15 protein-coding genes are annotated in these 13,432 nt (G+C 68.1%); 8 read left to right on the top strand and 7 right to left on the bottom strand.

What is annotated here, in order from left to right:
* From EQG76_RS15070 to EQG76_RS15060, 3 genes are all read left to right on the top strand, one after another.
* Window positions 1-940, top strand: a 940-nt coding sequence (locus EQG76_RS15070) for a DMT family transporter (protein ID WP_159714875.1), incomplete at its 5' end; no start/stop codon positions are given.
* Between the two features lie 97 nt (window positions 941-1,037).
* Window positions 1,038-2,384: an LLM class flavin-dependent oxidoreductase gene (locus EQG76_RS15065; protein WP_200840833.1), complete on the top strand. Its 1,347-nt coding sequence runs from the start codon at window positions 1,038-1,040 to the stop codon at window positions 2,382-2,384.
* An 11-nt stretch (window positions 2,385-2,395) separates the two neighbouring features.
* Window positions 2,396-3,151 (top strand): DUF427 domain-containing protein, encoded by a 756-nt coding sequence (locus tag EQG76_RS15060; protein WP_159714874.1) that lies wholly within the window; start codon window positions 2,396-2,398, stop codon window positions 3,149-3,151.
* Window positions 3,152-3,167: 16 nt separating this feature from the next.
* Here the strand turns inward: EQG76_RS15060 and EQG76_RS15055 are convergent, their stop codons facing one another.
* Both EQG76_RS15055 and EQG76_RS15050 read right to left on the bottom strand, forming a co-directional pair.
* Complete coding sequence (locus EQG76_RS15055) at window positions 3,168-3,566, bottom strand: hypothetical protein (protein ID WP_159714873.1); 399 nt, start codon at window positions 3,564-3,566, stop codon at window positions 3,168-3,170.
* A 625-nt stretch (window positions 3,567-4,191) separates the two neighbouring features.
* Window positions 4,192-4,488, bottom strand: coding sequence for a GYD domain-containing protein (locus EQG76_RS15050; protein WP_159714872.1), 297 nt, complete (start codon window positions 4,486-4,488; stop codon window positions 4,192-4,194).
* 139 nt (window positions 4,489-4,627) lie between these two features.
* Here EQG76_RS15050 and EQG76_RS15045 point away from each other — a divergent pair, with 139 nt between their 5' ends.
* Window positions 4,628-4,897, top strand: a complete 270-nt coding sequence (locus EQG76_RS15045; protein ID WP_159714871.1) for a hypothetical protein — start codon at window positions 4,628-4,630, stop codon at window positions 4,895-4,897.
* 213 nt (window positions 4,898-5,110) lie between these two features.
* On the opposite strand, the gene pucL is transcribed toward EQG76_RS15045, so the two are convergent.
* Window positions 5,111-5,965 carry a factor-independent urate hydroxylase gene (gene pucL, locus EQG76_RS15040; protein ID WP_159714870.1) on the bottom strand — a complete coding sequence of 285 codons (855 nt, stop codon included), beginning with the start codon at window positions 5,963-5,965 and terminating at the stop codon, window positions 5,111-5,113.
* A gap of 71 nt (window positions 5,966-6,036) precedes the next feature.
* Between pucL and EQG76_RS15035 the strand changes: the two genes are divergently transcribed.
* The 3 genes from EQG76_RS15035 (at window position 6,037) to EQG76_RS15025 (ending at window position 8,389) form a co-directional block, all read left to right on the top strand.
* Window positions 6,037-6,459: a GFA family protein gene (locus tag EQG76_RS15035; protein ID WP_159714869.1), complete on the top strand. Its 423-nt coding sequence runs from the start codon at window positions 6,037-6,039 to the stop codon at window positions 6,457-6,459.
* 62 nt (window positions 6,460-6,521) lie between these two features.
* Window positions 6,522-7,235 carry a DUF599 domain-containing protein gene (locus EQG76_RS15030; RefSeq protein ID WP_159714867.1) on the top strand — a complete coding sequence of 238 codons (714 nt, stop codon included), beginning with the start codon at window positions 6,522-6,524 and terminating at the stop codon, window positions 7,233-7,235.
* A 95-nt stretch (window positions 7,236-7,330) separates the two neighbouring features.
* Window positions 7,331-8,389, top strand: coding sequence for a 2OG-Fe(II) oxygenase (locus tag EQG76_RS15025; protein WP_159714865.1), 1,059 nt, complete (start codon window positions 7,331-7,333; stop codon window positions 8,387-8,389).
* Here EQG76_RS15025 and EQG76_RS15020 read toward each other — a convergent pair.
* The 4 genes from EQG76_RS15020 to EQG76_RS15005 are packed head-to-tail and all read right to left on the bottom strand — an operon-like array spanning window position 8,367 to window position 12,705.
* Complete coding sequence (locus EQG76_RS15020; RefSeq protein WP_159714863.1) at window positions 8,367-9,557, bottom strand: glycosyltransferase; 1,191 nt, start codon at window positions 9,555-9,557, stop codon at window positions 8,367-8,369. The genes EQG76_RS15025 and EQG76_RS15020 overlap by 23 nt on opposite strands.
* Complete coding sequence (locus tag EQG76_RS15015) at window positions 9,550-11,442, bottom strand: 1-deoxy-D-xylulose-5-phosphate synthase N-terminal domain-containing protein (RefSeq protein WP_159714861.1); 1,893 nt, start codon at window positions 11,440-11,442, stop codon at window positions 9,550-9,552. Before EQG76_RS15015 ends, EQG76_RS15020 begins: the two co-directional genes overlap by 8 nt.
* A 53-nt stretch (window positions 11,443-11,495) precedes the next feature.
* Complete coding sequence (locus EQG76_RS15010) at window positions 11,496-12,254, bottom strand: acylneuraminate cytidylyltransferase family protein (RefSeq protein ID WP_159714859.1); 759 nt, start codon at window positions 12,252-12,254, stop codon at window positions 11,496-11,498.
* 34 nt (window positions 12,255-12,288) lie between these two features.
* Window positions 12,289-12,705: a winged helix-turn-helix transcriptional regulator gene (locus EQG76_RS15005; RefSeq protein ID WP_159714857.1), complete on the bottom strand. Its 417-nt coding sequence runs from the start codon at window positions 12,703-12,705 to the stop codon at window positions 12,289-12,291.
* Window positions 12,706-12,809: 104 nt separating this feature from the next.
* On the opposite strand from EQG76_RS15005, the gene EQG76_RS15000 reads away from it, so the two are divergent.
* Window positions 12,810-13,432 (top strand): NAD-dependent epimerase/dehydratase family protein (locus EQG76_RS15000; RefSeq protein WP_159714855.1); only part of this gene is annotated, 623 nt, incomplete at its 3' end.

Below are 13,432 nucleotides of genomic sequence, written 5' to 3'. Positions count from 1 at the left end.
CCTCCGGCGGCAGGCCGTCCCGGCGCTCGCGGCGGTTCCGGACAGCGCCGCCTATCGCCAGGGCGTCCTGCTCGTGGTGCTGGCCACCTGCTTCTTCAGCCTGTCCGGCGTGCTCGTGCGGCTGACGGAGGCGGCCGGGAGCTGGCAGATCATCTTCTACCGCTCGCTCGCGCTCACCGGCACCATGCTGGCCCTGCTAGCGCTCCACTATCGCCATCGGCTGTTGGCCGCGATCCGCGAGGCTGGCTGGGACGCGCTCCTGGCCGGTGCCGCCTCCAGCGGCACGCTGGTCCTGTTCATCCTGTCGCTCGAGACCGTCACGGTCGCCAACGCGCTCTTCATGTCCGGGATAGCGCCCTTCGTCACCGCCCTGCTCGGCCGGATGTTCCTGAAGGAGCCTATCCCGGTCATCACCTGGGTCGCGATGATCATGGGCATGGCCGGCATCGCCGTGATGGTGGAGGGTGCCGTCAGTTTCGACCGGTTCCTGGGCAATCTGCTGGCTCTGGCTAGTGCCATTTGCTTCGCGCTCATGAGCTTTTTTCTGCGCCGGGGCCGGCAGGGCGACATGCTGCCGGCCAGCCTGGCCTCCGGCGTGATCTCCTCCCTGCTGGCACTGGTGGTCCTGCTCGGCAGTGCCGGGGGCATCGGCGCCAGCTTCGCCGTCACCGGCCGCGACCTCGCCTTGTGCGTGATCATGGGCGTGGTCCAGTTGGGCCTGGGCATGGTCTGCTACACGCGCGGTGCGCGGCACATGCCGGCCGCTCAGTTGCAGCTCGTCGCCATGGCCGAACTGGCCCTCTCACCCTTGTGGGTCTGGCTGGTCGTGGCGGAGGTGCCGCCGCCGGCGGTACTGCTGGGCGGCATGCTGATCCTGGCGGCGACGTTCGTGCAGGCGATCGCCGGCGGCTGGAGCAGGCGGCCGGCCGGCACGGCCTGATCGCCCGCCTCTCCGGTTTCTGCCGCTACCCCCGTGATAATCGGACTGGGCGGCCTCATTCTCCTGCCGGGTTCAAGATCGGGGATGACGTCCAGCGATGGCACCGAGCAAGTCGATGATCCTGAGCGCTTTCTTCTTCAATCCGCAGGGCGACCACCGGGTGGCCTGGCGGCATCCGCACGCACCGGGCGCGGAAATACTCGACCTCGCCTACTACCGCCGGCTGTGCGAGACCGCCGAGCGGGCGAAGCTGGACGTGCTGTTCGTGGCCGACGAGGTCGCGATCTGGGACCAGCTGCCGAGCGGCATCGCGCACTATGCCAATGTCCGGCTGGAGATGTTCACCCTGCTGTCGGCCTTGGCCGCGGTGACCAGCGAGATCGGGCTGATCGGCACGGCGTCCACCACCTATAACGAGCCGTTCCACATTGCCCGCAAGTTCGCCTCGCTCGACTTCATCAGCCACGGGCGGGCCGCCTGGAACATCGTCACCTCCGCCATGGACGAGGAGGCGCTGAACTTCGGTCGCGACCGTCAGCTCGAGCACGGTACCCGCTATCAGCGCGCCCACGAATCCGTCGACGTGGTGAAGGCTCTCTGGGACAGCTGGGAGGACGGGGCACTCCTGATCGACAAGCAGAGCGGCTGCTTTGCCGATCCGGCCAGGGTCCACCATCTCGACCACCAGGGCGCGTTCTTCAAGGTGCGCGGCCCCCTCAACATCCCGCGGCCGCCGCAGGGCCATCCCGTCCTGGTTCAGGCCGGCTCGTCCAATGACGGCAAGGAACTGGCCGCCCGCCATGCCGACATCCATTTCGGCATCTTCCGCAGCCTCGACGAGGGCCTGGCCTACCGCGCCGACATGAACGAGCGCCTGGCGAAGCATGGCCGGGCACCCTCGGAGCTGAAGATCCTGCCCGGCCTGCAGCCGATCGTCGCCGATAGCCGGGACGAGGCGGCGGAGAAGGCGGAAGCGCTGAAGGACCTGCTGCTCGACCGGGTCGCGGTCGATCTCCTCTCCTACTGGACCCGCACCGACCTGTCCCGCTACCCGATCGACGGGCCGCTGCCCGACCTGCCGGGCGAGGACGGGTTCGCGTCGGGGCACACCAAGCTGGGCCTGATCCGTGACGCAGCGCGGCGGGGCCTCACCATCCGCGAGCTCGGCCGCAAGATGGCCAATACCGGCTCGGTCGCCACCGTCTCGGGCACCGCCAGTGACGTTGCGGACCGCCTCGAGGAATGGTTCGTTGCGGGTGCGGCGGACGGCTACAACCTGATGTTCCCGCTCCTGCCCGAGGGCCTCGACCTGTTTGCGGCCCGGGTCGTGCCCGAACTGCAGCGGCGGGGCATCTTCCATACCGACTATGCGCCCGGAACGCTGCGCAGCCGGCTGGGCCTGCCTCGCCCGGCCAACCGGTTCGCCGCGGGCCGGGCCAGCTGAAGGAGGCTCCCATGTTGGGCGACGACAAGCTGGGCAGCGGTGTCCTGATGGTCCTGCCCTGCCAGAAGCGGGTCCGGGCCGTGTTCGCCGGCAAGGTCGTGGCCGACAGCCGCAATGTCCTGATCTTGCGCGGCCAGGGCATCCTGCCGGTCTACTATTTCCCGCGGATCGACGTGAAGCCGGCGCATCTGCGCTCCACCGGCCTGGGCGGCGGCCCCGGCCGGGCAGGCCCTATCGAGCGCTTCGACTTGGCCAGCGCGGACCGCGAGGTGCGCGACGCCGCCTGGAGCCACCCGCAGCCGGCCGATCCGGCGCTGGCCCCGCTCAAGGACCACATCGCCTTCGTCTGGAATGCGGTGGACGCCTGGTTCGAGGAGGACGAGGAGGTGTTCGTGCATCCGCGCGATCCGCAGGTCCGCATCGACACGCTGCAAAGCTCGGCGCACATCCAGGTGGTGCTGGCGGGCATCGTGCTGGCCGACAGCCGCCGCCCGCTCGTGCTGGTCGAGACCAACCACCCGGTGCGCTACTACCTGCCCCCGGACGACTGTCGCCTGGACCTGCTGGCCTTCTCGCCCAGGACGACGCGCTGCCCCTACAAGGGGACGGCGTCTTACTGGTCGGTGGTGATCGACGGAACGATCCACGAGAACGTCGCCTGGACCTACCGCAACCCGATCCCGGAGATCCCGCGGATCAAGGACCTGATCGCATTCTATCCAGAGGCGGTGGACGCGATCATGCGCGACGGGGAAAAGCTCGTCTGAACCGGCGGCCGACGGTTCATGCCTCGTGCGGTGGGTCCTCGTCCGGATCGAGGCCGGGTAAGATCATCCGCTCGACATCGTCCACGATGCTCAGCATGAGCTGGTACTGCTGGCTGTCGTCCGGCTCCCTCAGCCACCAGCGCATGAATGCCAGCTTCCCCCGCAGGTCATCGACGCTGCGGCTGGCCGTGGTGACGATCCGCTGGTCGAGCTGGTCCCAGCTCCGGCTCAGCACGGCGTGCAGGTCCTGCTGCGCTTGCTCGTCGATGGCCCTGAGCAGGCCGATCAGCCGGTTACGTTCGTGCCACAGCTCCAGGAGGTTCGGCTCGTCGAGGGCGGCACCGCCCTCCGTGCTGCGTCGGCCGCCAAGGCGGCCGGAGGCATCGAAGGCATCAGGGCTCTTTATGTACGACATAGAGTATCCTTTCCCCTTGGCCGGTGTGGCCCGCGGGACGGCGAAGAATTCGGTGGACCAGGACGAAAATGCGGGCCTGGTCGATTTGACCTCCGGTGCATGACGGCCCTGCATCGCCCTGGCAAGCCCCGGCAGCACCATCGTGACGCAGTCACGAGTTCACCTTATAGGAGAAGATCTGCAGGTCTGCCTGAGTCGATGCTGGAAGTTCCAGGAAGATCCAAAAATTAATAGGAATATACCACAATTTCAGGTTGTAGCCGTACCGGCCGCTGTGGCAATGTATCTGCGTCAATTTGTACAGGTAAAGGTCAACATTTTCACGTACGGACGCTGCGTGGGCATCGACACTCAGGTGCCGGCCCGGAAACGGAGCGTGGTTACGAATCGCATCGGAGCTGGAGACAAGCGGTTGTCGGTTTGGGGTCGTCTTTATTCATGCGATCACCATCGATTTGGCCGCTCCAGGTCTGCGCGATGCACACCATTATGAATTCCACTTGCATAGTCCGCGGCGGCCGAAGACGTCCGCTGCCACTCGACGGATAATTTCAGTCCGGCTCGCCGGGTCGTCTGCCTCAGGGCGGGCGGCCCGGCGAGATGTTTTTCCGGCCGGGCCGCTGGTTCAGCCGTCCAGATGCGCGATGATCTCGCGATAGGCGGCTTCCGGAAATGCCTTCAGCGTCTTGGTGCGCACATAGCCCAGCATGCCCAGGCGCAGGACGAAGCGCGCCGAGGTGGCATCGTCCGGTGCGTCATAGATCACGATCAGGTCGTAGCCGCCCATGGTGAGAAACACCTGGCGGAAGTCGCCGTCCATCTCACGCAGGAGGGCCCGCGCCTTGTCCAGCCGGGCGGGCGACTCCGTGATGTTGGCCATGCCTTTGTCGGTGTAGTTCATCAGCGCGATGTAGGTGGACATCGGCCTGCTCCCTGATTGGCACCGGGGCCAGCCGGAGGCGGCCCCAGCCTCGACGGTACGAGCTTACCGGATTCGCGAAAACATGCGATGCTGCCGGCTGGCCAGACCGTCCTGGCCGTTGCGCGATGGCGGCCCGCGCATGAACCGAACGCGCTTCCTGCACCTGAGCTGGCTGGCCGTCCTGCTGGCGGGCCTGCCACCGGGATCGTCCCACGGCCATGCCGACCGCCCCTGTCCCTGCCGCCATGCCGGCGGCACCGCGGAGCAAGGCGACGTCGTGTGCCTGGAGGTGAACGGGAAGCGGCAGCTCGCCCGCTGCGAGATGGTGCTGAACAACGCGTCCTGGCGCCCCCTGGGTATCGACTGCGAAGTCACCTCCGGCCGGGCGCTCCGCCCGACGACTGGCTGATCGGCACCGCGCCGCCGGGACCGAGGCCACGCTGAATCGCATGGTGAACAGCCGGGAGGACAGGCCGCACCCGGAAAATGTCCGCGGCCACCGCCGAGCGGAGGCTACCGGCGCCGGGTCCTCCAGCCGGCCGGTCCTGCCTGCGATGAAGCCTCCCGATGGTCCTGGCGCGACGAGGCTGCCGCCTGCGCATGAGCCATGATCTTCGAGCTGTCAGTTCCGCCCGATCGTGCACTCGATCTGGCCATGCGGCTCGTCGGTCGCGGTGAATACCTGGTTGCCGTTGTCCAGCCCGAACGGCTCCAGATTCACGAGCAGGTAGTGCTTGTTCGGGCAGGCCAGCGTGATCTCCTCGATCTCCGGCACCGCCTTCAGGGCCGCCTTGCCCATCCGGTACAGGCTGTCCTGGATGCTCTTGCTGTAGGTGCTACCGAACACGTCCAGCATGGTGTCGAGAATCCGGGCCCGCGCCGCCTCGTAGTCGGGCGGCACGCTGTGCCATCGCCAGGACGCATCCATGGCGGTGGCGGCGATGCGGTCGTCGGTCTCCTTGAGCGTCGTGAACGGCTCCTTCACGAAGTTGGCCCAGCCGGAGCCCGTCGACTTCATGAAGGTGAAGCCGGTGATGCCCGATTCGGTGAGCAGCGAGCTGCGGGTCATCGTCGCGCGGGCGAACGGCGTGCCGTTGCCGTCCAGGGTGAAGGCGTGGGGCTGCGGCTGACCGGCCGTGATGAGGCGGCGCCACACCGTCTCCTGGCTGGTGACATTCGCCCCGTCGAGCATCGGGTACTGGTGGAGGAGGCGTCGCGCGATCGCCGCGCAGAACGCCTCGTTGCTCCAGTCCAGGTGCTCCCGCGCCACGACGTTGACGATGTTCTTGATCGTGTCGGTGCAAATCGACTTCGAGTTGTCGGCATGGGTGAACGTATCGGCGAAGTCCCCGGTCACCATGGCCTTGACCGTGGCCTCGCGGACCTCATGCCAGCCATCCGGCCGGCCCGGAACCTGGCGCTGCACGCGCAGCACGCGCACCCGCCCCTTTCCGTAGGTCTTGCGGACGAGCGTCATGACGGTTGGCCCTCCGGAGGCGGTCGATCTAAGGTTGCGGCACAGTCTGGGCACCCAGGAACGGCGACGCAATGACCAGCAGGGGCATGGCGGCAGGAACGATCGGTGGCGGCTGCCTGTGCGGTGCGGTGCGCTACCGCGTGGAAGGGCCGCTCGAAGCGATCTCGATCTGCCATTGCGGCCAGTGCCGGCGGGCACACGGCTATCTCGGCGCCTACTCGGCCGCCGCACCCGACCGGCTGACCGTGACCGGCACCGCGCAGCTCGGCTGGTACCGCTCCTCCGCCCAGGCCGAGCGCGGCTTTTGCCGGCAGTGCGGCTCGCCGCTGTTCTGGAAGCCCGCCCATGGCCGGCACGTCTCGATCAGCGCCGGCTCGATCGACCAGCCGAGCGGCCTTGTGATCAAGCGGCACATCTATGTCGCGGATCGGGCCGACTACGAGATGATCGATCCCGAGGCACCAGACCACTGGCCGGGCGGCGAAGCGCCGTGATCCGCGCCACCCTGATCCCTCGCGCCCGGGTCCCTGCTGCCATTGCGGCCTGACGCCAGCCCATGACCGCGGACGTGATCCAGTTCACCGGGCGCTGGGCCGATCTCATCGCCTGCCTAGCCCTGATCGGCTGCTGGCTGCTCTACCCCCACGCCCTGGCCCTGGTCGCCCGCCGCCGCATCACGCTGAACGAGGCGATGATCGAGATCCGCCAGGACTGGATGGCGTCGATGCTCAAGCGGGAAAACCGCATCACCGATGCCGCCTTGGTCGGCCATGTCCTGTCCAGCGCGTCCTTCTTCGCCTCCACGACCGTGCTGGTGATCGGCGCCCTCATCGGGGCGCTGGCCAACGCGCAGACGATCGTGGCCACGCTCGGCCAGTTCCTGCTGGAGCACCCGCCGACCGTCTGGCTGACCCAGCTCAAGATCGTCGTGATCCTGACGATCTTCATCTACGGCTTCTTCAAGTTCACCTGGGCGATCCGCCAGTACAACTACATGATCGCCCTGATCGGCGCCGCACCGCCGGCACCCATGCCCGACGCTGCGATCGCGCCGCTCGCCAGGATCTACGCCGCCCACTTCAGCAGGGCAGCCACCGACTTCAACCATGGGTTGCGAGCCTATTATTTCAGCCTGGCGGGCTTCGCCTGGCTGATCGACCCACTGATCGTGCCGCCGACCCTCCTGCTGATTGTGGCGATCCTGGCCCGCCGTCAGACCCGCTCCGGTGTGCGCGATGATGTCCAGGCGGCACGGATCGCCCTCCGCTGAACAGGGCCATGCCGTAAACCACCTGCGGTTGACAGTACATGGACAATCTGTAAGCAAGCATCCCAGACCGAGCACGAGAAAGGATGTGAGCCGCCATGGCGATCGGCGACCCCTGCCCCCTCTTCACGGCGCGTTCTTCCAACTCGCCCGCCCTGAAGATCGACACGATCGCCGGCCGCTGGCTGATCCTCACCTTCATCGGCGGCATGGATGAGCCGGCAGGGGCGGCACTTGCCCGAGCCCTGGCGGCATCGCTGCTGTTCGACGACAGCCATGGCAGCCTGTTCTTCGTCAGTCCCAATCCTGCCGATGAGAGCGGCGGCCGCCTGCCGCTGCGCACGCCGGGCGTGCGGGCGTTGTGGGACCAGGATCGCCAGGTGGCGCAGCAGTTCGGCCTGACTGGCAACGATCTGGTCACGATCGTGATCAGCCCGCGCCTGCAGATCGCTGCCGAGATCCGCGAGAGCGACCCGGCGCGCCATGCCCAGGCGGTGCTGGACCTGATGGCGAGCCTGCCGCGCACCGACGCCCTGCCGCCGATGCTGGCGCACGCGCCGGTCATGGTGATCCCGCAGGTGTTCGAGCCCGAGCTGTGCCGGGTGCTGATCCAGGGCTACGAGCGCAGTGGCGGCAGGGAGAGCGGCTTCATGCGCGAGGTCGACGGCAAGACCGTCGAGGTGAAGGACCGCAGCCACAAGGTTCGCAGCGACTGGGTGATCGAGGACCAGCAACTCGTCCGCGCGATCCAGACCAGGTTCAGCCGGCGGGTGATCCCGGAGATCAAGAAGGCCTACCAGTTCGACGTCACCCGCATGGAGCGCTACATCGTGGCCTGCTATGCGGCCGAGGAAGGCGGACATTTCCGCGCGCATCGCGACAACACCACAAAGGGCACCGCGCACCGGCGCTTCGCCGTGTCGATCAACCTGAACGCCGAGGAGTACGAGGGCGGCGACCTGCGCTTCCCGGAGTTCGGCCGCCGTACCTACCGGGCACCCACCGGGGGTGCCGTGGTGTTCTCCTGCTCGCTCCTGCACGAGGCGAGCCAGGTCACGGCCGGCAAGCGCTACGCCTTCCTGCCCTTCCTCTACGACGAGGCCGCCAAGAAGATCCGCGAGGCCAATCTCGGCTTCATCCAGAAGGCGGCGGAGTAACCAGGGGCCGGCCCACGGCTTCGGCGACGATCCGCACGAAGCCGTGGGCAAAGCGCGCACGCGCCAGCTCGTAGGCATCGAGTGCCTGGGCCTCGGCCATCGGATCCGGGCCAGGCACACCCTCGTCGCGGACCGCCGCCAGCACCTGCGCCAGCCCGTCCACATCGTCGACGCCGAACCAGCGCGCGCGATTCGGGGCTGCCTGGGCCCGGTGGGTGCGGATGTCGGACAGGAGCAGGGGCCGGCCCAGCGCCTTGGCCTCCTCCACCGTGGTGCTCCAGCCCTCGAAGCGGGAGGGGTTCAGCAGCGCCATCGCGCGACGGTGCAGGGCGAACACGATGTCGAGCGGTACAGGCCCCAGCAGGCGGAACCGCCGCTCCACGCCCAGCTCGGCCAGCCTGGCGCGCAGCGCCACCACATGGTCCGGTGCCCGATAGTCGACCAGATGGCCGGTGGAGACCACGGTGAGACCCGGCACGCGCGCCAGGGCTTCGGCCACCAGCCCGTGGTTCTTGTGCCGCCAGAGCTGGCCCGGGAGGTAGACGAACCGCTCGGGCAGGCCGAACGGTTCCAGCAGCGCCACCGGGTCGGCCATGAGTGCGCGGCTGGGGATGGTGACCGCGAACGGGAGAACTCGTGCCCGGTCCGCCTGCATTGGGAACCAGCCCGCCAGTTCCTCGGCAGCGGCGTCGGTCTGCACCAGGGTCAGCGCAGAGCGGGAAAGGAAGCGTTCGTGCTCGGCGGCACGGATGCGCCGCTCGGCTGCGCTGAACATTTCCGGCAGGTGCCGCTCCTGGAAGTCGGGAATCCAGTGCAGGTTCGGCACGACCGGTGCGCGGCAGGGCAGCGGGCGCAGGAAGGTCGCGTCGACCCGACCCGCCAGCACCCGGCCGAATCCGTCCAGCCAGGGCAGGTCCAGCCGCTCGCCGAGCTTGCGTGCCCACCAGGCTGGGTGGTGGCGGGTCAGCTGGTCGAGCGGCCGGGGCGCCGCACCCAGTGCACGCCAGCGCGCCACCCGGGTTTCCCCGGCGTCGCGCGGGTGGAACAGTACCACCTCGAGCTCCGGGCGCCTGCCGATGGCGGTGAGCAGGTTGGCGAGGAAGCTCTCCCCGCCGCCCCAGCTCGGATCGAAGCCCGCGAACAGGCCGAGCCGGATCGGCTCAGCCACCGATGGCCCGCGCGATCCCGGCGGCATCCATTCCGTGATCGGCCAGCACCTCGTCATTGGCGCCGCAGGAAGGGATACGATCGACGCCCAGATGCAGGACCCGGCCCCCGAAGTGCTGCTCCTGCAGGGCGGCCCCCAGCATCACGCCCTGCCCGCCTTCGATATAGTGGTCGTCGACCGTCACCACCGTGTTGGCACCGCCCGTGACCTCTGCGAGCCAGGCGGGATCGACCCAGTTCAGCCAAGGCAGGATGACCAGCCGGCCGCCGCCCACTTGGTCCAGCGCATGCCAGGCCTCGGTCGCCATGGTCGGGCCGTAGGCGGTCACGACCAGATCCGTGCCCGTCTCCTTCGCGATCCAACCCTTTCCGGGCGCCACCCGGTAGTTCGCTGGCAGGGCATAAGGAACCGGCACCGGGATCGAGACGAAGCGCAGATAGGTGCTGCCCTCGTTAGCCTGCAGCGCCCAGCGCACGAGCGGCTCCACCTCGGCAGCACAGGAGGGCTGCACCAGCGTCAGGCCGGGCGTGCCGGCCAGGGCCGCGATGTCCCGCACCGACTGATGGGAATGGCCGGGCCCGCCCGGGAGCAGGCCCGCCAGTGCTGCCAGATAGACGATCTTCGAGCGCTCGGTGGCGTTGTTGTAGATCTGCTCGTTGGCGCGCGTCGCCAGGAAGCAGGCGAAGCTGTGGCAGACCGGGACCAGGCCCTTGCGCGCCATGGCGCCCGCCTGGCTCACCATGTCCATCTCGGCGATGCCGCACTCGACGAAACGCTCAGGGAACTTCGCCTTGAACGGGATCAGGCCGCAGTCGAGCATCAGGTCGGCATCCAGCGCCACGACCCGCCTATCCTCGGCCGCGGCCTTCAGCAGTGCCTCGGAATAGGCGGGGATCAGCCGCTCGGGTGCCTGGGCCGGGGGTGCGGTCACCGGCCGCTCGACCGTTTCCAGTGTCAGCTCGGTCTGCCGCGCCTCGCGCAGGATCCGGTTGACCCGGTCCATGATCTCCTGGGCGGCGCGGGTGTAGTCGGCCGAATGCGGGGCGCCGGAATGGAAGCGGTAGAGCTCGGCGTCGCTCTCCATGGCGACGTGCTCCATGAAGGAGACGCCCTTGCCCTTGATCGTGTCGGCGATCACCAGCTTCGGCTTCTTCACTCCGCGGATCGCGTCCAGGGCGGCCACGATCGCCTGCAGGTCATGGCCGTCCACCCGGACCACGTGCCAGCCGAACGCGCGGAACTTCGCCTCCAGGTCGCCTAGATCGGAGACCTGCTGCACGAACGTGTCGGACTGCAGTTTGTTGTGGTCGACGATCGCCGTGATCTCGTCGTAGCCGCGGTTCGCTGCCGAGACCAGGCTCTCCCAGATCTGGCCCTCCTGCAGCTCGCCGTCGCCCAGCATCACGAAGATGCGTGGGCACTTGCCGCCCTTCAGCCGATTGGCGAACACCATGCCCTTGGCCTTGGAGATGCCCATGCCGAGCGAGCCGGTGTTGGCGACCATGCCGGGCGTGCCGACGTCCGGGTGGCCGGGCAGGCCGCCCAGCTTGCGGAAGCGGTGCATCAGATCGGCAGGGAGCCGCCCCAATGCGGTCAGTACCGCATAAAGGCCGGGCGCGTCGTGGCCCTTGGAGGAGAAGTAGATATCGCCGTCCCGCATCTCCTCCAGATGCAGCCAAGTGACCAGCTCCATCGAGCTGAACGAGCTGCCGATATGGCCCGAGCCCGCCCGGGCGATCATGTAGAGCACGTTCAGCCGCGCCAGGTCGGCGAACAGCCGGGCGCGCGCCACGGCCGGCATGGCAAGGCTGCGGATCCGCGCGAACTCGTCGGGCGCCACCCAGTAGAGCGTGCCCTCGACGGCGTTGCCGGTCAGTTCACCCATGAGACGCTGCTTCCATGAAGGGGAATACGGAGGGGAGGGCGGATTGGATCGCTTCAGGCATTGCCGAGCTGCGGCGGCGGCCGGTCGATATCCGGCAGCTTCGCGCCCTCATGCTCGATGATGTAGAGCGCGTAGAACCAGTCTTCGGGATCGTTCAGGTCTACGCCCTCGAAGCCCTGCGTGAGGAACGGCATGAAGCTGTTCCCGGCAATGGTGCGGCCGTTCCGCACCACCCGGCTCCAGGCGATCTCCAGGCTGGCGTTCTGCACGTAGATCTCGGGCAGGGTCGGGTATTGCGAGCTGTGCCAGGGCTGCTCGGGCGGGCCGAAGGGGAGGAGCGGCGACATGCGGTTGCCGCGGATCACCCACATCTTCCCCGGATGCTCCCGGCACTTCTGTACCGCCCGCAGGCTGTCGAACTGCTCCCGTTCCACCAGGAACTGGGTCCAGGCCCGCTGGATCGTCTCCGGCTGCCGGAACGGCGAGGTCGGGCGCAGGATCGAGAAGCAGTCGAACGGCTCCAACTCACCCAGCGCATGCTCAACCCACTCGATGTCCGGCGAGCGGTCGCCGGCCATCTCGGGCGGCCGCATGACGACCTCGGCCCCGTAGTGCCGGGCGATCGCCGCATAGTCGCCGCTGTCGGTCGATACGCACACCTTGTCGAACACGCCCGACGCGCGCGCCGCCGCGATCGTGTAGGCCATCGCCGGATGCCCCAGGAGCGGGCGGATGTTCTTGTCGGCCACCCGCTTCGAGCCGCTGCGGGCGGGGATCAGGGCGACGATGGAGGGCGCGTTCTCGACGGGCATGGACGGTCCGGACGACGCTTGGCTGGCAGGCTTCTTAGTGGGTTTGATTAGCAGTGGGAACGGCCGCGCATGGCCCGCCGGACGCGGCGGCCTGCAACTGGTCGAGCGCCTCCTTGTTCTGCTCGCCCCACAGGTACAGCATCTCGATCGGCTCGGCGAAGCGCACGCCCAGCGGTGTGAGCGTGTACTCCACCTTGGGCGGCACGACGTCATAGACCCGGCGTGCCACCAGGCCGCGCTGCTCCATGTCGCGCAGGGTCTGCACCAGCATCTTCTTGGAGATCCCGGGCAGGCTGCGCTGCAGGGCGCTGGTCCGCGCGGTGCGGCCGGGCAGGTGCTGCAGGGCATGGAGCACCATGCTGGTCCACTTCACCGTGAACAGTTCCAGCACGCGGCGCGGCGCGCAGTCCTGCTCGAAGACCATCTGCTTGTCGGCAGTGACGGTCGGCATCCGACGGTAACCTTCTGGTGGCTATGTCCCTTCCGGGTGCCTTCTAGCTCGGAGAGAGCGATGCGCCTACCTTGGCAGGCAGAGGATTCAGGAAAGGATCGCACATGAGCGGCACAGCACTGGTGGTCGGTGCCAGCGGCATCATCGGCAGCGCTCTGGCCAGGCGGCTGCTGGCTGAGGGCTGGGCCGTTCATGGCCTGGCGCGGCGGCCTGCGACCGAGCCTGAGGGCCTGCGGCCGGTGGCGGCCGACCTGCTCGACCCGGCGAGCCTGGGCGCGGCGCTGGCGGGGGTGGCACCTAGCCACGTCTTCCTCGCCACCTGGATGCGCAACGCGACGGAAGCGGAGAATATCCGGGTCAACGCTGCGATGGTGCGCAACGTACTGGCGGCACTGGCCCCACGTAACTCGGTCCGCCACGTGGCGCTGGTGACCGGGCTCAAGCATTATCTGGGGCCATTCGACTCTTACGTGAAAGCCGGGCGGATGCCCGAGACGCCCCTGCGCGAGGAGATGCCGCGCCTGGACGTCGAGAACTTCTACTACGCGCAGGAAGACGAGGTGTACGCCGCGGCGGAACGCCAGGGCTTCACCTGGAGCGTCCATCGCCCGCACACCGTGATCGGCAAGGCGGTCGGCAACGCGATGAACCTCGGCACGACGCTCGCCGTCTATGCCACGATCTGCCGGGAAACCGGCCGGAAGTTCCGCTGGCCGGGCTCGCAGGC

The sequence above is a fragment of the Geminicoccus flavidas genome (assembly GCF_009806515.1).
In the GTDB taxonomy this organism is placed as follows: Bacteria; Pseudomonadota; Alphaproteobacteria; order Geminicoccales; family Geminicoccaceae; genus Geminicoccus; species Geminicoccus flavidus.
This window is presented reverse-complemented; position numbering and strand designations above follow the sequence as displayed.

What these genes read in the sequence shown, in the direction of transcription:
- EQG76_RS15060 (WP_159714874.1), top strand. Translation starts at nt 2,396, where the DNA reads ATGTTGGGCGACGACAAGCTGGGCAGCGGTGTCCTGATGGTCCTGCCC.
- EQG76_RS15030 (WP_159714867.1), top strand. Translation starts at nt 6,522, where the DNA reads ATGACCGCGGACGTGATCCAGTTCACCGGGCGCTGGGCCGATCTCATC.
- EQG76_RS15050 (WP_159714872.1), bottom strand. Translation starts at nt 4,488, where the DNA reads ATGTCCACCTACATCGCGCTGATGAACTACACCGACAAAGGCATGGCC.
- pucL (WP_159714870.1), bottom strand. Translation starts at nt 5,965, where the DNA reads ATGACGCTCGTCCGCAAGACCTACGGAAAGGGGCGGGTGCGCGTGCTG.
- EQG76_RS15015 (WP_159714861.1), bottom strand. Translation starts at nt 11,442, where the DNA reads ATGGGTGAACTGACCGGCAACGCCGTCGAGGGCACGCTCTACTGGGTG.
- EQG76_RS15005 (WP_159714857.1), bottom strand. Translation starts at nt 12,705, where the DNA reads ATGCCGACCGTCACTGCCGACAAGCAGATGGTCTTCGAGCAGGACTGC.
- EQG76_RS15065 (WP_200840833.1), top strand. Translation starts at nt 1,038, where the DNA reads ATGGCACCGAGCAAGTCGATGATCCTGAGCGCTTTCTTCTTCAATCCG.
- EQG76_RS15025 (WP_159714865.1), top strand. Translation starts at nt 7,331, where the DNA reads ATGGCGATCGGCGACCCCTGCCCCCTCTTCACGGCGCGTTCTTCCAAC.
- EQG76_RS15055 (WP_159714873.1), bottom strand. Translation starts at nt 3,566, where the DNA reads ATGTCGTACATAAAGAGCCCTGATGCCTTCGATGCCTCCGGCCGCCTT.
- EQG76_RS15035 (WP_159714869.1), top strand. Translation starts at nt 6,037, where the DNA reads ATGACCAGCAGGGGCATGGCGGCAGGAACGATCGGTGGCGGCTGCCTG.
- EQG76_RS15045 (WP_159714871.1), top strand. Translation starts at nt 4,628, where the DNA reads ATGAACCGAACGCGCTTCCTGCACCTGAGCTGGCTGGCCGTCCTGCTG.
- EQG76_RS15010 (WP_159714859.1), bottom strand. Translation starts at nt 12,254, where the DNA reads ATGCCCGTCGAGAACGCGCCCTCCATCGTCGCCCTGATCCCCGCCCGC.